Below are 14,180 nucleotides of genomic sequence, written 5' to 3' on the forward strand. Positions count from 1 at the left end.
AAGCATTACTAGACTGTATTTCTCTTTATTACTTTCAGCTGATAGAGAATAATTCTGCTGGCTATTTAGTCGCAGATCCTGTAAAAGGGCTATACTATCTCTTTATTCTGATATACCTGTCCAATCCTTTTTACCCTTACACGCATATACATATAAAAAAATTTTCGGCCATTTCACTCTTTAATTAAGGCCATGGGAAAAAGGTTGTGATAAAATGATTATTTTTGTCAGTGATTTACATCTGATGGATGGTACTGCGGGGAAGCATCAGCTTGAAGTCGAACTTTTCAAGGATACTTTTGAGGAGCTTGGCAGGCAAGCATATGCTGCTATCAGTCACTTACCTGAAAAAGACCAGGATATTAAAATTGTTCTTTTAGGAGATATTTTTGATGTGATCCGGACGGAAAGATGGTTTCTTGAAAAGAATAAAAATAAACAAATCAAGGGTCCATTGAAAGAGCGGCCATGGGGTAATTCTGGAGATAAAAAGACAGAATTAATTGCTTTGGATATTCTAGGTAATATCATCAAAAAAAATAAAGAAATACTTTCTATCCTATCGGGACGGGAGTGGCAAAATCTCGGTTTTCCTAAGAAGCCAGAAGTCATCTATATACCTGGCAACCACGATCGTTTATGTAACGTTTATCCCTCTATGAGAAAATTGGTAAGTGAAGAACTCGATATAAAAGGTTCCGCTTATCATTATCCGTTTCAAAACTATTATTTGAACTTAGAGCATGGTCTATTTGCCCGCCATGGTCACGAATGGGACCCGTTTAATTTTGAAGGGGACCACCTAAACGTACAGAGTTACAACCAGATTCCAATAGGAGATGTGATTGCAGCGGAGATTGCATCAAAACTTCCTATTGTAGTTGAAAAGAAGCTAAAAGAAATAAACCTGCCAGAGGAAGATATCAATCAAATATGCAATAATTTCAGGAATTTATTTGATGTCCGTCCAATGTCTGCAATTGTCCCATGGCTGTCATACCAAGTAAAAAGGTACGATCAATATGGAATCATTGTTCAGAACGCTATCAATGCGGCTTTCAGGCAAGTTGGAGAAGAATTTATGGATATTCCCTTTGTTAAGGGCTGGATTAAGAAACATGACAGGTTCTGGAATCCTCTCGACAATGGGGATAAGGTTCAACTGCTTGGAAGCTTGCTCAAAACATTTGATATAACAAACGCCGAATGGAAGCTAAAACTTTTTGACCTATGGGATTCACTCAAGGAACAATGGACCGACAATAGATATGTGGCTGGAGCAAAAAAAGATTTGCAAGCATTGCCTCTAAATATTCAATATGTACTCTATGGCCATACTCATGATCCATATAAACAAACTATCGACATTATTAATGGGCGAAAACAATCAAGCCAAAAAGAAAGAACCTATTTAAATACAGGAACATGGAGGCCCGGTTATCAACAATCCCTATCAGAAACGGGTTTTTCAAAGTGGAATAACCTTACTTATACAATCATATATAAGCAGGGGGAAATATTCGCTGGCAGCCCTGTAAAGAATCCTGTATTCGAATACTGGACGGGTACGATCAATAAATAAGATATTTGATATACTAAATCTTTTAATTAAGACCATTAAAACGGTCTTTCGTTTTTATCAGCTGGTCACGAGAATTAAAAGCTTAATTATCTCGTTATTGATGATTCAAGCAAACAATTAATCAACAGGTACCACTTCCGCATTACAAGTTCTCTCGTAGAATTCTATTGGTCCTGCACTGTCAATTATTACTTCTCTATACCCCTTCACCTTCATTTCACCAAGGCAGGAATGGAGCAGTGATTGCCCTATCCCCTCGGATCTTCTATTAAGTGCGACACCCATCGGCCCGAAGTGTCCATTCGGATTATAGGCTGCAAATCCAACTATACTCCCGGATGAATCTGTAGCTATAAAGATAGGGATAAGAGTTTTTGATAAGGAAATTTTAATAGAATCAGTCCAATTCCCCTTGAATTCTCCTTCAATAAACCGGATTAAATTTTCAGTATCCTTCTTAACAACTTTCCTAATATTTCTGAAGGGTAAATCAGGGGTAAAATAAGCTGAAAGGTCCATCAACATATCTCTAGATACAACTGCAATGTCCATCAGGGCTTTATTTTGCTCCTGCGTCAAAAGCCCGGAAGTCATCCCCGTTTTGATTAATGCCTTTATAACATGTCCCTCATTCAAATAAACTTGCTTATAAGAGTGCATATAACTGACAGAGACATCCAGCACTCTTTTCGTCGAGCAGGTCACATGGGTATGGAAGGGTTCACTAACAACTCCACAGGAAGTCTCCTTTTCGGGATTTATTGAATTACGTAAAGAAGCGACTTCTATTCCGCTTTTTACCCTTGCCTCTTTGACAGGAAATGAGCCATCGTCCATACAGCCAATTAACAAGTGTTCCGGCATTAAAGACAAGCATTTTGTTTTGTCACGTTCCATCAAAGCAATATCCCATGCCCTGGACATTTGTTTTGTAAGCTTGATATTCTTAAAGTCCAAGAGCCTCTCCCCCTAATCGTTGAAGTCTTGTGGAATTACTTAAATTTAGCTATTAGCCTCATAATCCCTATGTCTAGTGGTAACCCTATGCACTTGCCTTAAATTCCTCATCCCTGCTTCTAATAGTTGAGTAACTGTGAAGTGCCATTCCAACCATGATGGCTATGATGCCGAGCCATGATAAGGGTGCTGGAAAGGGCATGGATAAGATGAAAAATTCGCCTGCTAAAGCGAAGAGGACCTCCATTGACTGGGTTGCCTCAACCGCAGCAAGCCTAGTCATGTTCCCCCTGACTAAATCCGTCGCCTTGAAAAACAATAAAGTTGCGATCACACCTGAAGTAATAGCTACCAAAAGAGATTGAATACTTTGGCTCATTGATGGAGCACCCTCTGTCACATAACCATATAAAGCCAGAATGATCCAAAATGGCAGGCTGGCCAGTGTCATGCCTAGAACACGCTGAAAGACATCAAGACTGCCATTCGTTATCTCCATCATTTTTCTATTTCCTAATGGATAAGCAAATGATGCAATCAAGACCGGGATGACTCCAAGCAAAACCATGCCGACTGATATGTGCCTTGCATGTTCAAATTGCATAAGCATGATGCCCAATAATATGACAACCGACATTCCAAGTCCCTTAAAAGGTATTTTTCCTCGAACAGATACTGTGCCCTCATTAGTCTGTTTGGTCTCAAAAAACAAGGGACTAAGAAAAGCACCGGAAATAATCGTTATTTGCCATGTTCCTGCAATGAGCCATCCGGGTGAAAAAGCAGCAGCATAAGTAAGCGGTGCGTAAAAGAGGACAAAACCAACAAAACTCCATAGCAGCCATGGGTATGGATTACGAAATAGTGTGTGGATTAAAGGTTTTAAGTTCTTCCTAATCGCAACTATTGCCACTAGAAACGGGACCATGAATATATACCTTAATGACGCACTCCATATCCAGCTTCCGCCTGATAATTCCATTGACTGATTCAAGACAAAAGTAAATGCAAAAAAGAAAGAAGCTAAAACTCCTAATAAGATTGGACCCATTCTTTCACTTCCCATTTATTGTTCGAGTTCCTTGTCAATATATCATACTATTAAACGCCAGGTTCTTCCATATTCAAAAAGACACCTGGTATCCAGGTGTCTAGCTTGCCATTGGTTTTACTGTTCATAGTTTATTTGATTTGGTTTATCATATGTTACATACGTTCCTGCAATAAAATCATGAATCGCTCGCTTATCCTGACGCAGTCCCACCATGAACGCGCTGACGATAATACCAATCCCTAATGTCAAAATATAAACAAGTCCAGCGACAATTGTACGCATGAGCATTGTTCCATAGCCAAGTTTTTCCCCGTTGACCTTGGCAATTCTCACACCGACAATTTTCTTTCCTATGGTATAACCTGACCATAAAACAGGAACAAGTACTGTGTATAACAGATTCAATGTCGAAGTAAATGTGTTATCTTCTGCATTACCTGTTATAAAGTAGCTGATGACCGAGAGTGGTACCCCGATGATTAATGCGTCCAAAATTGCAGCACCAAATCTTACCCAAAATCCTGCTGGTCTGTTCAAAAAAATCCCCTCCTGGATGTAAATAAATCTGTAACTTCCATCCTGCTGAAATGTCTTCGGCATTCTCGCAGGCATACCTAATTATACTTAATCCAAACAAGGCTTATTTATTCTTAATTTTGTTTTTTTTGCCCTGCCCGCATTTACAACGAAAATCTGTCTGCTTTTTTGGTACTCTTTCTAGAATAAAGGAAAATCTTTATGAATGGAAGAGGAAATTTAGTAAATTTATCCTTTTTTATTCACTTTCAAAATCCATGTGCGAATGATTCGCAAAGCCTAAGATCCATACAAGGCTTTCCTTAAAGGGGTGGTTACACCACGATAATAAAATACATTATTGGAACACAAATTTTATATGCACTGCATCAAATATCCCTATCCGGGCAGCTTAAACAACTCAGTTTCTTGCATCTCCCGTGTTAATTTAAATGTCTTGTTTTCTTTTAAGATACTGTTCGACTAAGTCATTCAGCCTGTCCAGATGAAACGCGTAGTCATATATAGCTGCTCCTATGATCGCAAGGCGCAGCCTGTCGCTACGTTCCATTGACTTATCCTCCATGATTGACTCAAGAAAAACACCGCTGGAATGGACAATACGTTCCACTTGAAGTTCCTTAACTTTGCCTGAATATTTCAGCAATATCATTTCATGATATTGAATCAGTTCCTCTAATTGGTCATCAAATTGATTGGTTTCTTCCTGCTGCGGCCGGCTCTGGAAGAAATGGTCCTCGACGATATCCAGCAGCCTTAATCCATGGCGCAGACAGGAAAGCATTTGTTTAAACACTACCAGCTCCCTGACATCCAGGGGTTTCACTTTTGATATTTTCTCTCTTTCCTCATCGAGTATTTTGTAAAGCTCTTCTAACTTGACAATATCTTTCCGCAGTTGATTCCATTGAGTTTGAAAGGTTTTTTCGGTAAGTTCATTGGATATAGCAGTCCGCATAAGCAATGATAATGTTTTAAAACTGCTATCCATTTTCTCATTGAAATTTTTATTGAAATTTGGCGGTGACACAGCAAGGTTTACTAGAAAAGCAGAACCCATTCCTACAAGGACGATTACAAACTTGTTGGCAGCTGCAATAATCCCCTCGAATTCTTGGGAACTCATCATGACCAACACCGTAATAAGAGTTAAGGATATGGAACTTTCCATTTTAAGCTTCAGGCCAATGATAATCACGACAACTGTCACGAGACCGATGACAATAGGATTATTCCCAAATAAATAAATAGAGGCTACGGCAATGATAGCACCGAGCGAATTGGCCTGAAACTGTTCTAATACTTGTTTCCAGGACCTATAAATCGACGGCTGTATCGTAAAGGTGGCTGCGATTGCAGCAAAGACTGGCGGCTCTAATCCCAGCCATGTTGTTATGTATAAGGCGAGCGCTACTGCGACACCTGTTTTTAATACTCTTGGACCAAGGGTAATCATCTTTAATCCACTCTCTCTCGCAGGAAAATCCATCTATTCTATCATAACCTTCATAGGTAGAATAAAACCTTTTTCAGGTTTGACACTCTCTTAAAACAATCATATTTTAGCATGAAAAAGGTTATCCTTCCCTTTTGCGGGAAATAATATTCTAGCAGCTTTTAAAAAGGTGGGAACTATAATGATCACATTAAATCGAAATCATGACCCGAGGAAAAATGCTGAGCTTATTTCACAAATATCGAAAAAAAACCTAAAAATAGATGAAATGGTCAGAGAAACTAATGAGTTATTCAGAGAAGCGAGCGAGGATTACGGCGAGATTATAAATAATTCAAACCAAGGTATATCTTCTTTTTTTAATAATTTTGGAGCCAATTTACGGAGAATTTTTCAAACTAAATCTGCTTTCGATAACCAAGTTCAATATGATACCATCGTTGATAAAAATGGAAATGTATATCCAGAATGGATGGGGAAATTGAATGAGGAGTATAAACATCTTATAAGAGAGCTGAATCGAGAAGTCAATATTGAAGATTTCGGAGCTATAGGAGATGGAAAGACAGATTGTACCGAAGCTTTCAGAATGGCTCTTCGTCATGGACGTGTAAAAGTTCATGTTCCGGAAGGGATATTTATCGTGAGAGAGATAAAACTTCCTTCCTTCACCAGCCTGCTAGGCGCGGGAAAAGGCAAAACGATCATCAAGCTCCATGATTCTGCCCCTAAAGGAAAAAGGATTATAACCAATAAAAATCACCGAACGGGAAACCGTAATATTTATGTTAGCGGAATGACGCTGGACTGGAACGTTGGCCGGTTGGGAAATGTGGAAAAAACAAGCACCTGGGGTAATCATTCCAGCTGCCTGTTGTATGCTAATGTAAAATACGGCTGGGTAAAAAATGTAGAGGGTATCAACCCGGGGCTTCATTGCTTTGATATATCGTCACCTCTATATAATTACTATGGAGATGGTTACCGTGCTCGCGGAGGCAGTCAATATATCTGGCTGGATAATCTCATTGGATATGGTTTCGGGGATGACGGTATTACCACTCATCATAGCGATAATATATTCATTTCAAACTGCCATATGAGTGATCCAAGTGGACGAGCCCATAAAAAAGGTTTTTCTAACTCCAACGGAATCGAAATAGATGATGGTTCACGGAATGTATGGTTATTGAACAACTCATCTGCAAGATGTTTTGGCGGCGTTGAAATCAAGGCTCACCACACTTCTTCAGCAGCTAATAATGTTGTCATAATAGGGCATCTTTCGGTTAACGACAATCGGTCGTATAATTTTCGGCATATAGGCCATCACAAGGAGAATGATCCGGAATCGAAAACAGCCATCAATATAATGGCAGCCAATATAATCTCTATTTACCCTGTCCATTCAGAACTATATGCCAACTCCTCACCCAGAGCAATGGTTGTGTCTGCCTATAAAAACGTAGCCGTTAACAATTTTACGGCAATCGGTGACCCATCATATGAATATAACGGCGAACCCGCAATAGCAATCCAGTACCGTGCCCGTAATGTCATATTCAAAAATGTAGAACTAAGAGGCTTTACAACCGCAGGTGTGGACATCAAAGTTTTCGGAGGGAACAACCACGCTGATAATATTAAAATTCGAAATGTGGTGGCAACACATTCGGCTCCTAAAGCAATAGAAATTGGGAATGGTGTGGAAAAATCGGCAGTGGAAAAGGTTTTTGCCGAAGGAATAAATGGCAAGACGGTCGTAAAGATCGCGGATAGTAAAGCCATCGTGAAGGACATTCAATCAAAGGGTTTTAAGCAAAATATATCAAGCCACCCCATAACCAAGAACTTTGTATGACTTTTTGTCTTAAAAATACAGGAAAGGAAGCAGAAAAAATCTGCTTCCTTTTTCAAGATAGCACCCATTTTTGAATGGCCTGTGCCACTCCACTTTCATCGTTCGTACCTGTAATATCGTCTGCCGCTTCCTTGACAGTCTCCTGTGCATTTCCCATTGCGATTCCCAATCCTGCCTCAGTAATCATGGCAATATCATTCAGGCTGTCCCCAACAGCCATCACGTTTTCCATTGAAATCCCCAGCAGGCTGCACACTTTTTGCAAGCCTTTTGCCTTATTAATCCCTAAGGCATTGACTTCAATATTTTTCAGACTGGAATTGCTTATTTCAAATAAACCTTTATTTCTTAACTCTTTCAATATACTTTCTCTAATATCATCCTCTTCGATATAAAAACCAAATTTCAGCCATTTTTGTGAAGACAAATCCTCAGGCATTTTATTTCGCCAAACGTCTTCACTGCTAGTAGCCCAATATCCAGTCTTATGTTTCCTGGAAAGATCATACATCCACTGTATATGGTTCGTTTCCACGGGATTAATATCAATCAGCTCACCGTTTGGCCCCCAGATTTCCCCGCCGTTTACAGTCACGAGATATGAAGACAACTCCAGGGATAAGACATAATCCCTTGCTGTTTTAAGACTCCTGCCTGTACTGAGAACCACAGCCAAGCCTTTTTTTTCTGCTTCCTTAATTGCCCGTCTGTTTTTTTCTGAAACCTCGTGTTGCCCATTCAGGAGCGTTCCGTCCATATCGAGTGCAATTAGTTTGATATCCAGTTCTTTTCTTTTCAAACCCATCCTCCTAAAATGTGCATTAATTTTTGCCATTGATTGTATCAATTGCCTGTTTCACTGTAGCGAAGGTATTGATTCTCGAAAAGTCCACTCCACCTTCCACAGCAGCCTGTGCAAGTTCAGGCCTCATGCCGGTAGCAAATGAGTCCACTCCCAACAGGCGCAAAACATTATGAATATCGAAAATATGCCTGGCAATCGCAGCATCGATTGATACGATTCCTGAAAAGTCAATGATTAATGATTGAACCTTCTGCTGTGCAACAAGAGGGATTGCACGTTCCATAATCAGCCTTGCTCGATCATGGTCCATTTTTCCAACTAATGGCAATACCGCCACGTTTTCCTGAACCGGAACAACTGGTGCCGATAAAATATCGACTTCATCCTGAACTTCCTTCATCAGTTTCGACGCTTGTCTTTCAAAAGCAAACACCGTTTCATTTATGCTGATATCAAGCATATTGTTTACTTTTTTATTGATCCTGATTAAATCTTTTGTATCCACGCCATTTTTAAGACTGATCTCCGCCATCTTATCAATGAACACTAATCTTGTGGGAGGGTACCGGAGCAGGATGTCAGAAATCATTCCGCCTCTAGCAGCTTCCCGCTCTCCATTTTCCTTGCTCCATTCAATCAATCCTTGTGACGGAGTTTCATCACCATTCCTAATAGAGTCTCCAAGAAATCTGAGATATTCAGTATAAACAATAATTGCCTGGTCAACTTCCTGTTTCGGTATCTCGACACTAATTATTTCAAGTATCGAACCTACCATTTCCTTTGCGATGGTTTTGGCATTTTGTTGTAATTCACTTGCTACCACAGCTGTTGGATCCACAAAGGTCACTTCCTTTTCATGATAATCAAAGGCTAATACTTACTAACAATAGAATACACTTAAAGAATAAAATAATCTCTTTTTAATCTTCTAATTCCTTTTGATATCAGAAAATAACTCAGTAGACCTAGTTATTTAGTACCCGCTCAGCATAACGTCTGGCACATCCTTATGACACCATTCAATACTCCTTTGAAATGCGGGTCAATTCAAAGAATTCTTTTTCCGGCTTCATCCATTTTGTTCCTTTTTCAGAAAGGAAATATATCCCCTTTTCGAGGTCATAATAGACAGTAATTTTCATTGTATTAAATTGGATGGCGCTTTTTTCTTTATAGTCAATCTGCTGATTATCAGCTTCTGTTGCTGAATTGATCATTTCTGTAATTCGATCAATTGTATTCTTGTCAGTCATCATAAAACAGTCCTGGCTTCTGTCCGGCTGTTCATTTATACAAATTTCTGATACTTCCGTCTCAATCCAGGGAGCAGCTTTTAATGGCTCTGTTCTATCGTAGGTGACTTCTGTCTGGTCCGTATTTTTGTAGTATGCTCCTCTAATTGTCAGTATCCAATCTTTCCCCTCTTTTTCCCAGCTTGATATGAAGCCAGCTCCATCCTCGGAGGAATCAGGAGACGATTGCTGCATGTTTAAACTCCACCCATTGTCAGGGAGTTCCAGATTATAAAACCGCATGATGTCTGCCCAATGATCACCCTTTATTTTATAAACGGGGCTTTCGGCCTCAAGTCCTATATAAACAGGAATGTCCTCCGTATGTTCAGGGATTATCTCAAGACCTTCGTATTTTTCCTCCTGTATTTGTTGAAAATAGTTTATTATGATGACGATAAGTAAAACGCATAAAATGATCAATGCGATTCTCCCAAACTTCAAGGCAATCCCTCTTTGCTTTTTTCTTTATAATAATGTAAAAAATGGTAGAATTAAATACTCATTTAAAGCTTCTAGGTTTCATCGAATTTATATTGAGGAGGAAGATTAGTGTCACACAATAAAGATGGCAAAAACAGAAATGATATCAAGCCTGGTCTGAACGTAAATATTGTCCTTAAAGCTGACCAGAGAATAGGGAAACTTACTCAGGGGATCGTTAAAGATATCCTTACCAATTCAGGCACACATCCCCACGGAATCAAAGTTAGGCTGGAGGACGGCCAGGTCGGGCGTGTAAAAGAAATTCTGGAGTAGCGGGTTACTTTATTCCCCTATAACGGAAATACAAAAAAGCATTAAAGGGACAGCCCTTTAATGCTTAACTAGTTTTTTCTTTCACTTTCTCAACGATAAATGAATTCAATCTTGGCGCCAGCTGGAAAAGGATCGTACCAATAAAAGCAATCACTAAAATGTAAATGCTGGCAAACACCTTTAATTCACCAGTTGCAAGTGCTGCTATGATTACAGAAAACTCGCCGCGCTGGGTCAGTGACAATCCTGCTTTTAATGAATCGCTTCTTGACAGGCCATACCACTGCCCTCCAACATATCCAACAATCAACTTATGGATCAATGACCACAATACGAGTACTATTAATAATCCTAAATATGGTATATCGTTTGTCAATTTAATGTGAAGACCGAAATTCAGGAAGAAAAATGGGAGGAAAATATTCCTTACTGGCAATACCGCTTTTTCGACCTTATCCTTTATCGTCAACTCAGAGAGCATCATTCCAGCAAGGAATGCACCGATTACTTCTGATAGTCCCAGCATCATGGCAATGCCTCCGAATGTGAGTGCAATACCGGTAATCAAAACGATAAAAATATCATCCTGGTTAATCTCTTTGAGAATGGATTCTGCCTTCTTAAATACAATTTTTGCAAAGAACACGGCGACCCCAGCGAGAAGGAAAATTTTTAAGAGGATGAATAAAAAATCCCCGACTGACATCCCCTTCCCAGAAAGCCCAATCAATACAGTTACAAGGATAGGAGCAATTAAATCTTCAAAAACAAGGATAAGCAGCATGAATTCGGATTCTGTATTTCCGGTCCTGTTCTTGTCATCGAGCAACTTTGCCGTGATTGAAGAACTCGTAGCATAGACTATCCCGCCAACAATCAATGATGAAATCCAATCCAGGCCAAACAAAAAGCTAATAACTGCAGTAACTAAAATCCCAAGGGCTGCATCCAGCACTCCGCCTTTCCATACCCTGGCACTATTTGAAACTAACCTGTCTATCGGAAATTTCATGCCGAGAATAAAGAACAACAGCACTAAACCAATTTCCCCCGCTACCTCAATCACTTTAGATTCTTTAATAACAAAGGATAAAACCAGTCCAAGTAAAATATATAATAATATATCTGGAATCTTGATCAACTTGATGCCGATCATTCCAATTAAAAAAAGCACCAACAAAAACTATCATGATTCCTTTGACTCCCAACCCATGCATGAAAATAAATCTCATATGTCTATAATGTTGAGGACACAAACGGTTTAGAGGACGTGGCTCTTTATGGTGGCTAAGACCCTGTAACAAAAACTGTTTGAGTGGATTTGGTGATCAACCCTTTGTTGGCTCATTCCCTATGGGAAGGATGACCACGTACAGAAAAATGCCTATTTTCAAATCCACTCGCTGTTTGTGATCTAACACGCGGAGGATTGGTATTATGGATGTATTTATTGAACGTTGTGCTGGTCTTGACGTTCATTCGGAGACAATCGTTGCCTGTGTTCTGACGGGCAAACAGGACGAAGATTTGATTAGGGTAACTGAAACCTTTCCAACCTTGACGAAAGATCTCTTCCGTCTCTTAAAATGGCTGGAAGACCATGGGGTTACCCATATTGCGATGGAAAGCACGGGAGTATATTGGAAGCCTGTGTTTAATATCCTTGAAGACTTTTTTGATATTACTCTTGCGAATGCCCAAAGGATCAAGAACGTCCCTGGAAGAAAAACAGATGTTTCCGATGCCGAGTGGATTGCCAAATTATTGCGACACGGACTCATCGAAAAGAGTTTCGTGCCTCCGTCCGATATCCGGGAGCTACGGGACCTTACACGTCTTCGAAAAAAGTGGATAGGTCATTTAACTTCCGAGAAGAACCGGATTCAGAAGGTTCTGGAGTGCTCAAATGTAAAGCTGAGTTCGGTTATATCCGATGTCTTTGGGGTTTCAGGGAGAAAGCTGCTTGAGAGACTGGTGGAACAGGGATATGTAGATGCCGTTGATGTCGAAAGCCGGATACACGGAAAGATGTCATCTAAAAAACAATTAATTACTGACTCGCTCTTCGGCACGATCAATGACCACCAAAGATTTCTAATCAAACAGTCTTGGCTTCATATTCAACAGCTGGAGGGACATATTGTAGAGGTGGAAAAAAGAATTGACCATCTTCTAGAGGAATATAAAGAAGAACTTCATTTACTTCTGACCATTCCTGGAATAAAGAAAGATACTGCAGCCATCATTATTGCCGAGATTGGAGTGGATATGAACCAATTCCCAACCTCTCAACACTTAGCTTCGTGGGCAGGTGTATCTCCTGGCAATCATGAAAGTGCAGGAAAACGAAAGAGTACTCGGACAACAAAAGGAAATCCGCACATTAAATCAGCCATGTGTGAAGCAGCCTGGGCCGTTTCAAGAAGTCGAAATAGGTGGTTAGCCACGAAATACTGGTCTACTGCCGCTAGGAGAGGAAAGAAAAAAGCACTCGTTGCGACATCGCATCGAATGCTTCGAATCATCTACTCCATGCTTATAAACAAGGAGCCATTTAAAGAAAGACAAGTTATTTAGTATAACCAAAACCAAATAGATGTATACACGGTTACCCTCCGACAGGTAGCCCCGCTTTCTTATTGGCTTTTTTAGGTTACTTTAAGGATTGCCGAATAGGATCACTATTATTCCAAGCAGCCAGAATTATTTATTTTCACAGAAAATAGCCCGATGACTAAAGTCAAATTCAATCCCCAACAACACCTTTTGTTTTTTTATAAAGCGTTCACTTTTCTATTTTCTACCCAATTCAATCCATTTCAACACTGGAAATTTGAACTACTCACCGACTAATAAGAACCTTTTAAGAAACACACATTATATGTAGGGGTTCTTTCAATAAGTACACTTCAATTCTTTATGCTAAAATAAACTATATAATCTTATTGTTGATTTTTACTAAGGGGGAAAAAATGAACAGCAGCCAAGGATCAGCTCTTATACAGCATCAGCATAAGGGCATAACAAAAACAAAACTAGCTAAAAGAATTTTTTTCATCATTTTAGGAGCCGTCCTAATGGGAGTGGGAATTGAGGAATTTCTCGTCCCAAACAAAATTCTCGACGGCGGCATCGTCGGCATATCAATTATCCTCTCGCATTTAACAGGCTGGCGCCTCGGCCTCTTTATTTTTGTATTGAACATCCCTTTCTTTTTCATCGGTTATAAACAAATAGGTAAAACATTCGCACTGTCCACCTTATTGGGTATCACTGTTTTGTCAATTACAACTACCTTTCTTCATGAAGTGCCAGTTTTTACAGAGGATTTGCTCCTTGCGACTGTATTTGGAGGAATCGTTCTTGGGGCTGGCGTGGGGATAGTCATCCGTTACGGAGGCTCATTAGACGGAACAGAGATACTCGCAATCCTCGCGAATAGAAGATTGCCCTTTTCAGTTGGTGAAGTCATCATGTTTTTTAATATTTTTATTTTTGGAACAGCAGGATTTGTGTTTGGTTGGGATCGTGCGATGTATTCCATTCTCGCCTATTTCATCGCTTTTAAAACCATCGATGTTGTCATTGCTGGACTGGATGAATCAAAAGCAGCGTGGATCATCAGTGATCAGCATAACGAAATTGGTGAAGCAATCCTCGCCCGTCTCGGCCGTGGTGTAACTTATTTAAAGGGTGAAGGAGCATATACGGGGGATGACAAAAAAGTGATATTCTGTGTTATTACCCGTCTGGAAGAAGCGAAACTTAAATCTATTGTCGAGGAATTGGATGAAACTGCTTTCCTTGCTGTTGGCAACATTGCTGAAGTACGGGGCGGAAGGTTCAAGAAACGAAATATCCATTAGTTATCCCG

General features: G+C 39.8%; 13 protein-coding genes. 5 read left to right on the forward strand and 8 right to left on the reverse strand.

Features of this window, described 5'->3' with window-relative positions; all coding sequences use genetic code 11:
• Positions 1 to 214 precede the first annotated feature (214 nt).
• Positions 215 to 1,582 (forward strand): metallophosphoesterase family protein, encoded by a 1,368-nt coding sequence (locus B5X77_RS17270; protein ID WP_079509182.1) that lies wholly within the window; start codon positions 215 to 217, stop codon positions 1,580 to 1,582.
• Between the two features lie 117 nt (positions 1,583 to 1,699).
• Here the strand turns inward: B5X77_RS17270 and B5X77_RS17275 are convergent, their stop codons facing one another.
• From B5X77_RS17275 to B5X77_RS17290, 4 genes are all read right to left on the reverse strand, one after another.
• Positions 1,700 to 2,479 carry a GNAT family N-acetyltransferase gene (locus tag B5X77_RS17275; RefSeq protein ID WP_139378382.1) on the reverse strand — a complete coding sequence of 260 codons (780 nt, stop codon included), beginning with the start codon at positions 2,477 to 2,479 and terminating at the stop codon, positions 1,700 to 1,702.
• Positions 2,480 to 2,624: 145 nt separating this feature from the next.
• Complete coding sequence (locus tag B5X77_RS17280) at positions 2,625 to 3,590, reverse strand: DMT family transporter (RefSeq protein ID WP_079509184.1); 966 nt, start codon at positions 3,588 to 3,590, stop codon at positions 2,625 to 2,627.
• A gap of 117 nt (positions 3,591 to 3,707) precedes the next feature.
• On the reverse strand, positions 3,708 to 4,130 hold the full coding sequence (locus tag B5X77_RS17285; RefSeq protein ID WP_373887816.1) for an RDD family protein: 423 nt from the start codon (positions 4,128 to 4,130) through the stop codon (positions 3,708 to 3,710).
• Positions 4,131 to 4,557: 427 nt separating this feature from the next.
• The gene (locus B5X77_RS17290) at positions 4,558 to 5,586 is read right to left on the reverse strand and encodes an FUSC family protein (protein WP_257391840.1); all 1,029 of its coding nucleotides are present in this window, start codon (positions 5,584 to 5,586) and stop codon (positions 4,558 to 4,560) included.
• A 181-nt stretch (positions 5,587 to 5,767) separates the two neighbouring features.
• Here B5X77_RS17290 and B5X77_RS17295 point away from each other — a divergent pair, with 181 nt between their 5' ends.
• Positions 5,768 to 7,447, forward strand: coding sequence for a glycosyl hydrolase family 28-related protein (locus B5X77_RS17295; protein ID WP_079509186.1), 1,680 nt, complete (start codon positions 5,768 to 5,770; stop codon positions 7,445 to 7,447).
• A gap of 52 nt (positions 7,448 to 7,499) precedes the next feature.
• On the opposite strand, the gene B5X77_RS17300 is transcribed toward B5X77_RS17295, so the two are convergent.
• The 3 genes from B5X77_RS17300 to B5X77_RS17310 form a co-directional block, all read right to left on the reverse strand.
• On the reverse strand, positions 7,500 to 8,252 hold the full coding sequence (locus B5X77_RS17300) for a Cof-type HAD-IIB family hydrolase (protein WP_079509187.1): 753 nt from the start codon (positions 8,250 to 8,252) through the stop codon (positions 7,500 to 7,502).
• A 16-nt stretch (positions 8,253 to 8,268) separates the two neighbouring features.
• Positions 8,269 to 9,093, reverse strand: a complete 825-nt coding sequence (locus tag B5X77_RS17305; protein ID WP_257391841.1) for an STAS domain-containing protein — start codon at positions 9,091 to 9,093, stop codon at positions 8,269 to 8,271.
• A gap of 181 nt (positions 9,094 to 9,274) precedes the next feature.
• On the reverse strand, positions 9,275 to 9,991 hold the full coding sequence (locus B5X77_RS17310) for a hypothetical protein (protein ID WP_079509188.1): 717 nt from the start codon (positions 9,989 to 9,991) through the stop codon (positions 9,275 to 9,277).
• Positions 9,992 to 10,099: 108 nt separating this feature from the next.
• Here B5X77_RS17310 and B5X77_RS17315 point away from each other — a divergent pair, with 108 nt between their 5' ends.
• Positions 10,100 to 10,306 carry a YwbE family protein gene (locus B5X77_RS17315; protein WP_079509189.1) on the forward strand — a complete coding sequence of 69 codons (207 nt, stop codon included), beginning with the start codon at positions 10,100 to 10,102 and terminating at the stop codon, positions 10,304 to 10,306.
• Positions 10,307 to 10,370: 64 nt separating this feature from the next.
• Here the strand turns inward: B5X77_RS17315 and B5X77_RS17320 are convergent, their stop codons facing one another.
• Positions 10,371 to 11,480 carry a cation:proton antiporter gene (locus tag B5X77_RS17320; protein ID WP_257391894.1) on the reverse strand — a complete coding sequence of 370 codons (1,110 nt, stop codon included), beginning with the start codon at positions 11,478 to 11,480 and terminating at the stop codon, positions 10,371 to 10,373.
• A gap of 263 nt (positions 11,481 to 11,743) precedes the next feature.
• Between B5X77_RS17320 and B5X77_RS17325 the strand changes: the two genes are divergently transcribed.
• Positions 11,744 to 12,883 (forward strand): IS110 family RNA-guided transposase, encoded by a 1,140-nt coding sequence (locus B5X77_RS17325; RefSeq protein ID WP_079508792.1) that lies wholly within the window; start codon positions 11,744 to 11,746, stop codon positions 12,881 to 12,883.
• Between the two features lie 395 nt (positions 12,884 to 13,278).
• Positions 13,279 to 14,172 carry a YitT family protein gene (locus B5X77_RS17330; RefSeq protein ID WP_079509190.1) on the forward strand — a complete coding sequence of 298 codons (894 nt, stop codon included), beginning with the start codon at positions 13,279 to 13,281 and terminating at the stop codon, positions 14,170 to 14,172.
• Positions 14,173 to 14,180 lie beyond the last annotated feature (8 nt).

It is taken from the genome of Mesobacillus jeotgali (genome assembly GCF_900166585.1).
GTDB classification, from domain to species: Bacteria; Bacillota; Bacilli; order Bacillales; family Cytobacillaceae; genus Mesobacillus; species Mesobacillus jeotgali_A.

Excerpts from the sequence above, each read along its gene's own strand:
- B5X77_RS17295 (WP_079509186.1), top strand. The coding sequence starts at position 5,768 with ATGATCACATTAAATCGAAATCATGACCCGAGGAAAAATGCTGAGCTT.
- B5X77_RS17325 (WP_079508792.1), top strand. The coding sequence starts at position 11,744 with ATGGATGTATTTATTGAACGTTGTGCTGGTCTTGACGTTCATTCGGAG.
- B5X77_RS17270 (WP_079509182.1), top strand. The coding sequence starts at position 215 with ATGATTATTTTTGTCAGTGATTTACATCTGATGGATGGTACTGCGGGG.
- B5X77_RS17300 (WP_079509187.1), bottom strand. The coding sequence starts at position 8,252 with ATGGGTTTGAAAAGAAAAGAACTGGATATCAAACTAATTGCACTCGAT.
- B5X77_RS17290 (WP_257391840.1), bottom strand. The coding sequence starts at position 5,586 with ATGATTACCCTTGGTCCAAGAGTATTAAAAACAGGTGTCGCAGTAGCG.
- B5X77_RS17275 (WP_139378382.1), bottom strand. The coding sequence starts at position 2,479 with ATGGAACGTGACAAAACAAAATGCTTGTCTTTAATGCCGGAACACTTG.
- B5X77_RS17280 (WP_079509184.1), bottom strand. The coding sequence starts at position 3,590 with ATGGGTCCAATCTTATTAGGAGTTTTAGCTTCTTTCTTTTTTGCATTT.
- B5X77_RS17330 (WP_079509190.1), top strand. The coding sequence starts at position 13,279 with ATGAACAGCAGCCAAGGATCAGCTCTTATACAGCATCAGCATAAGGGC.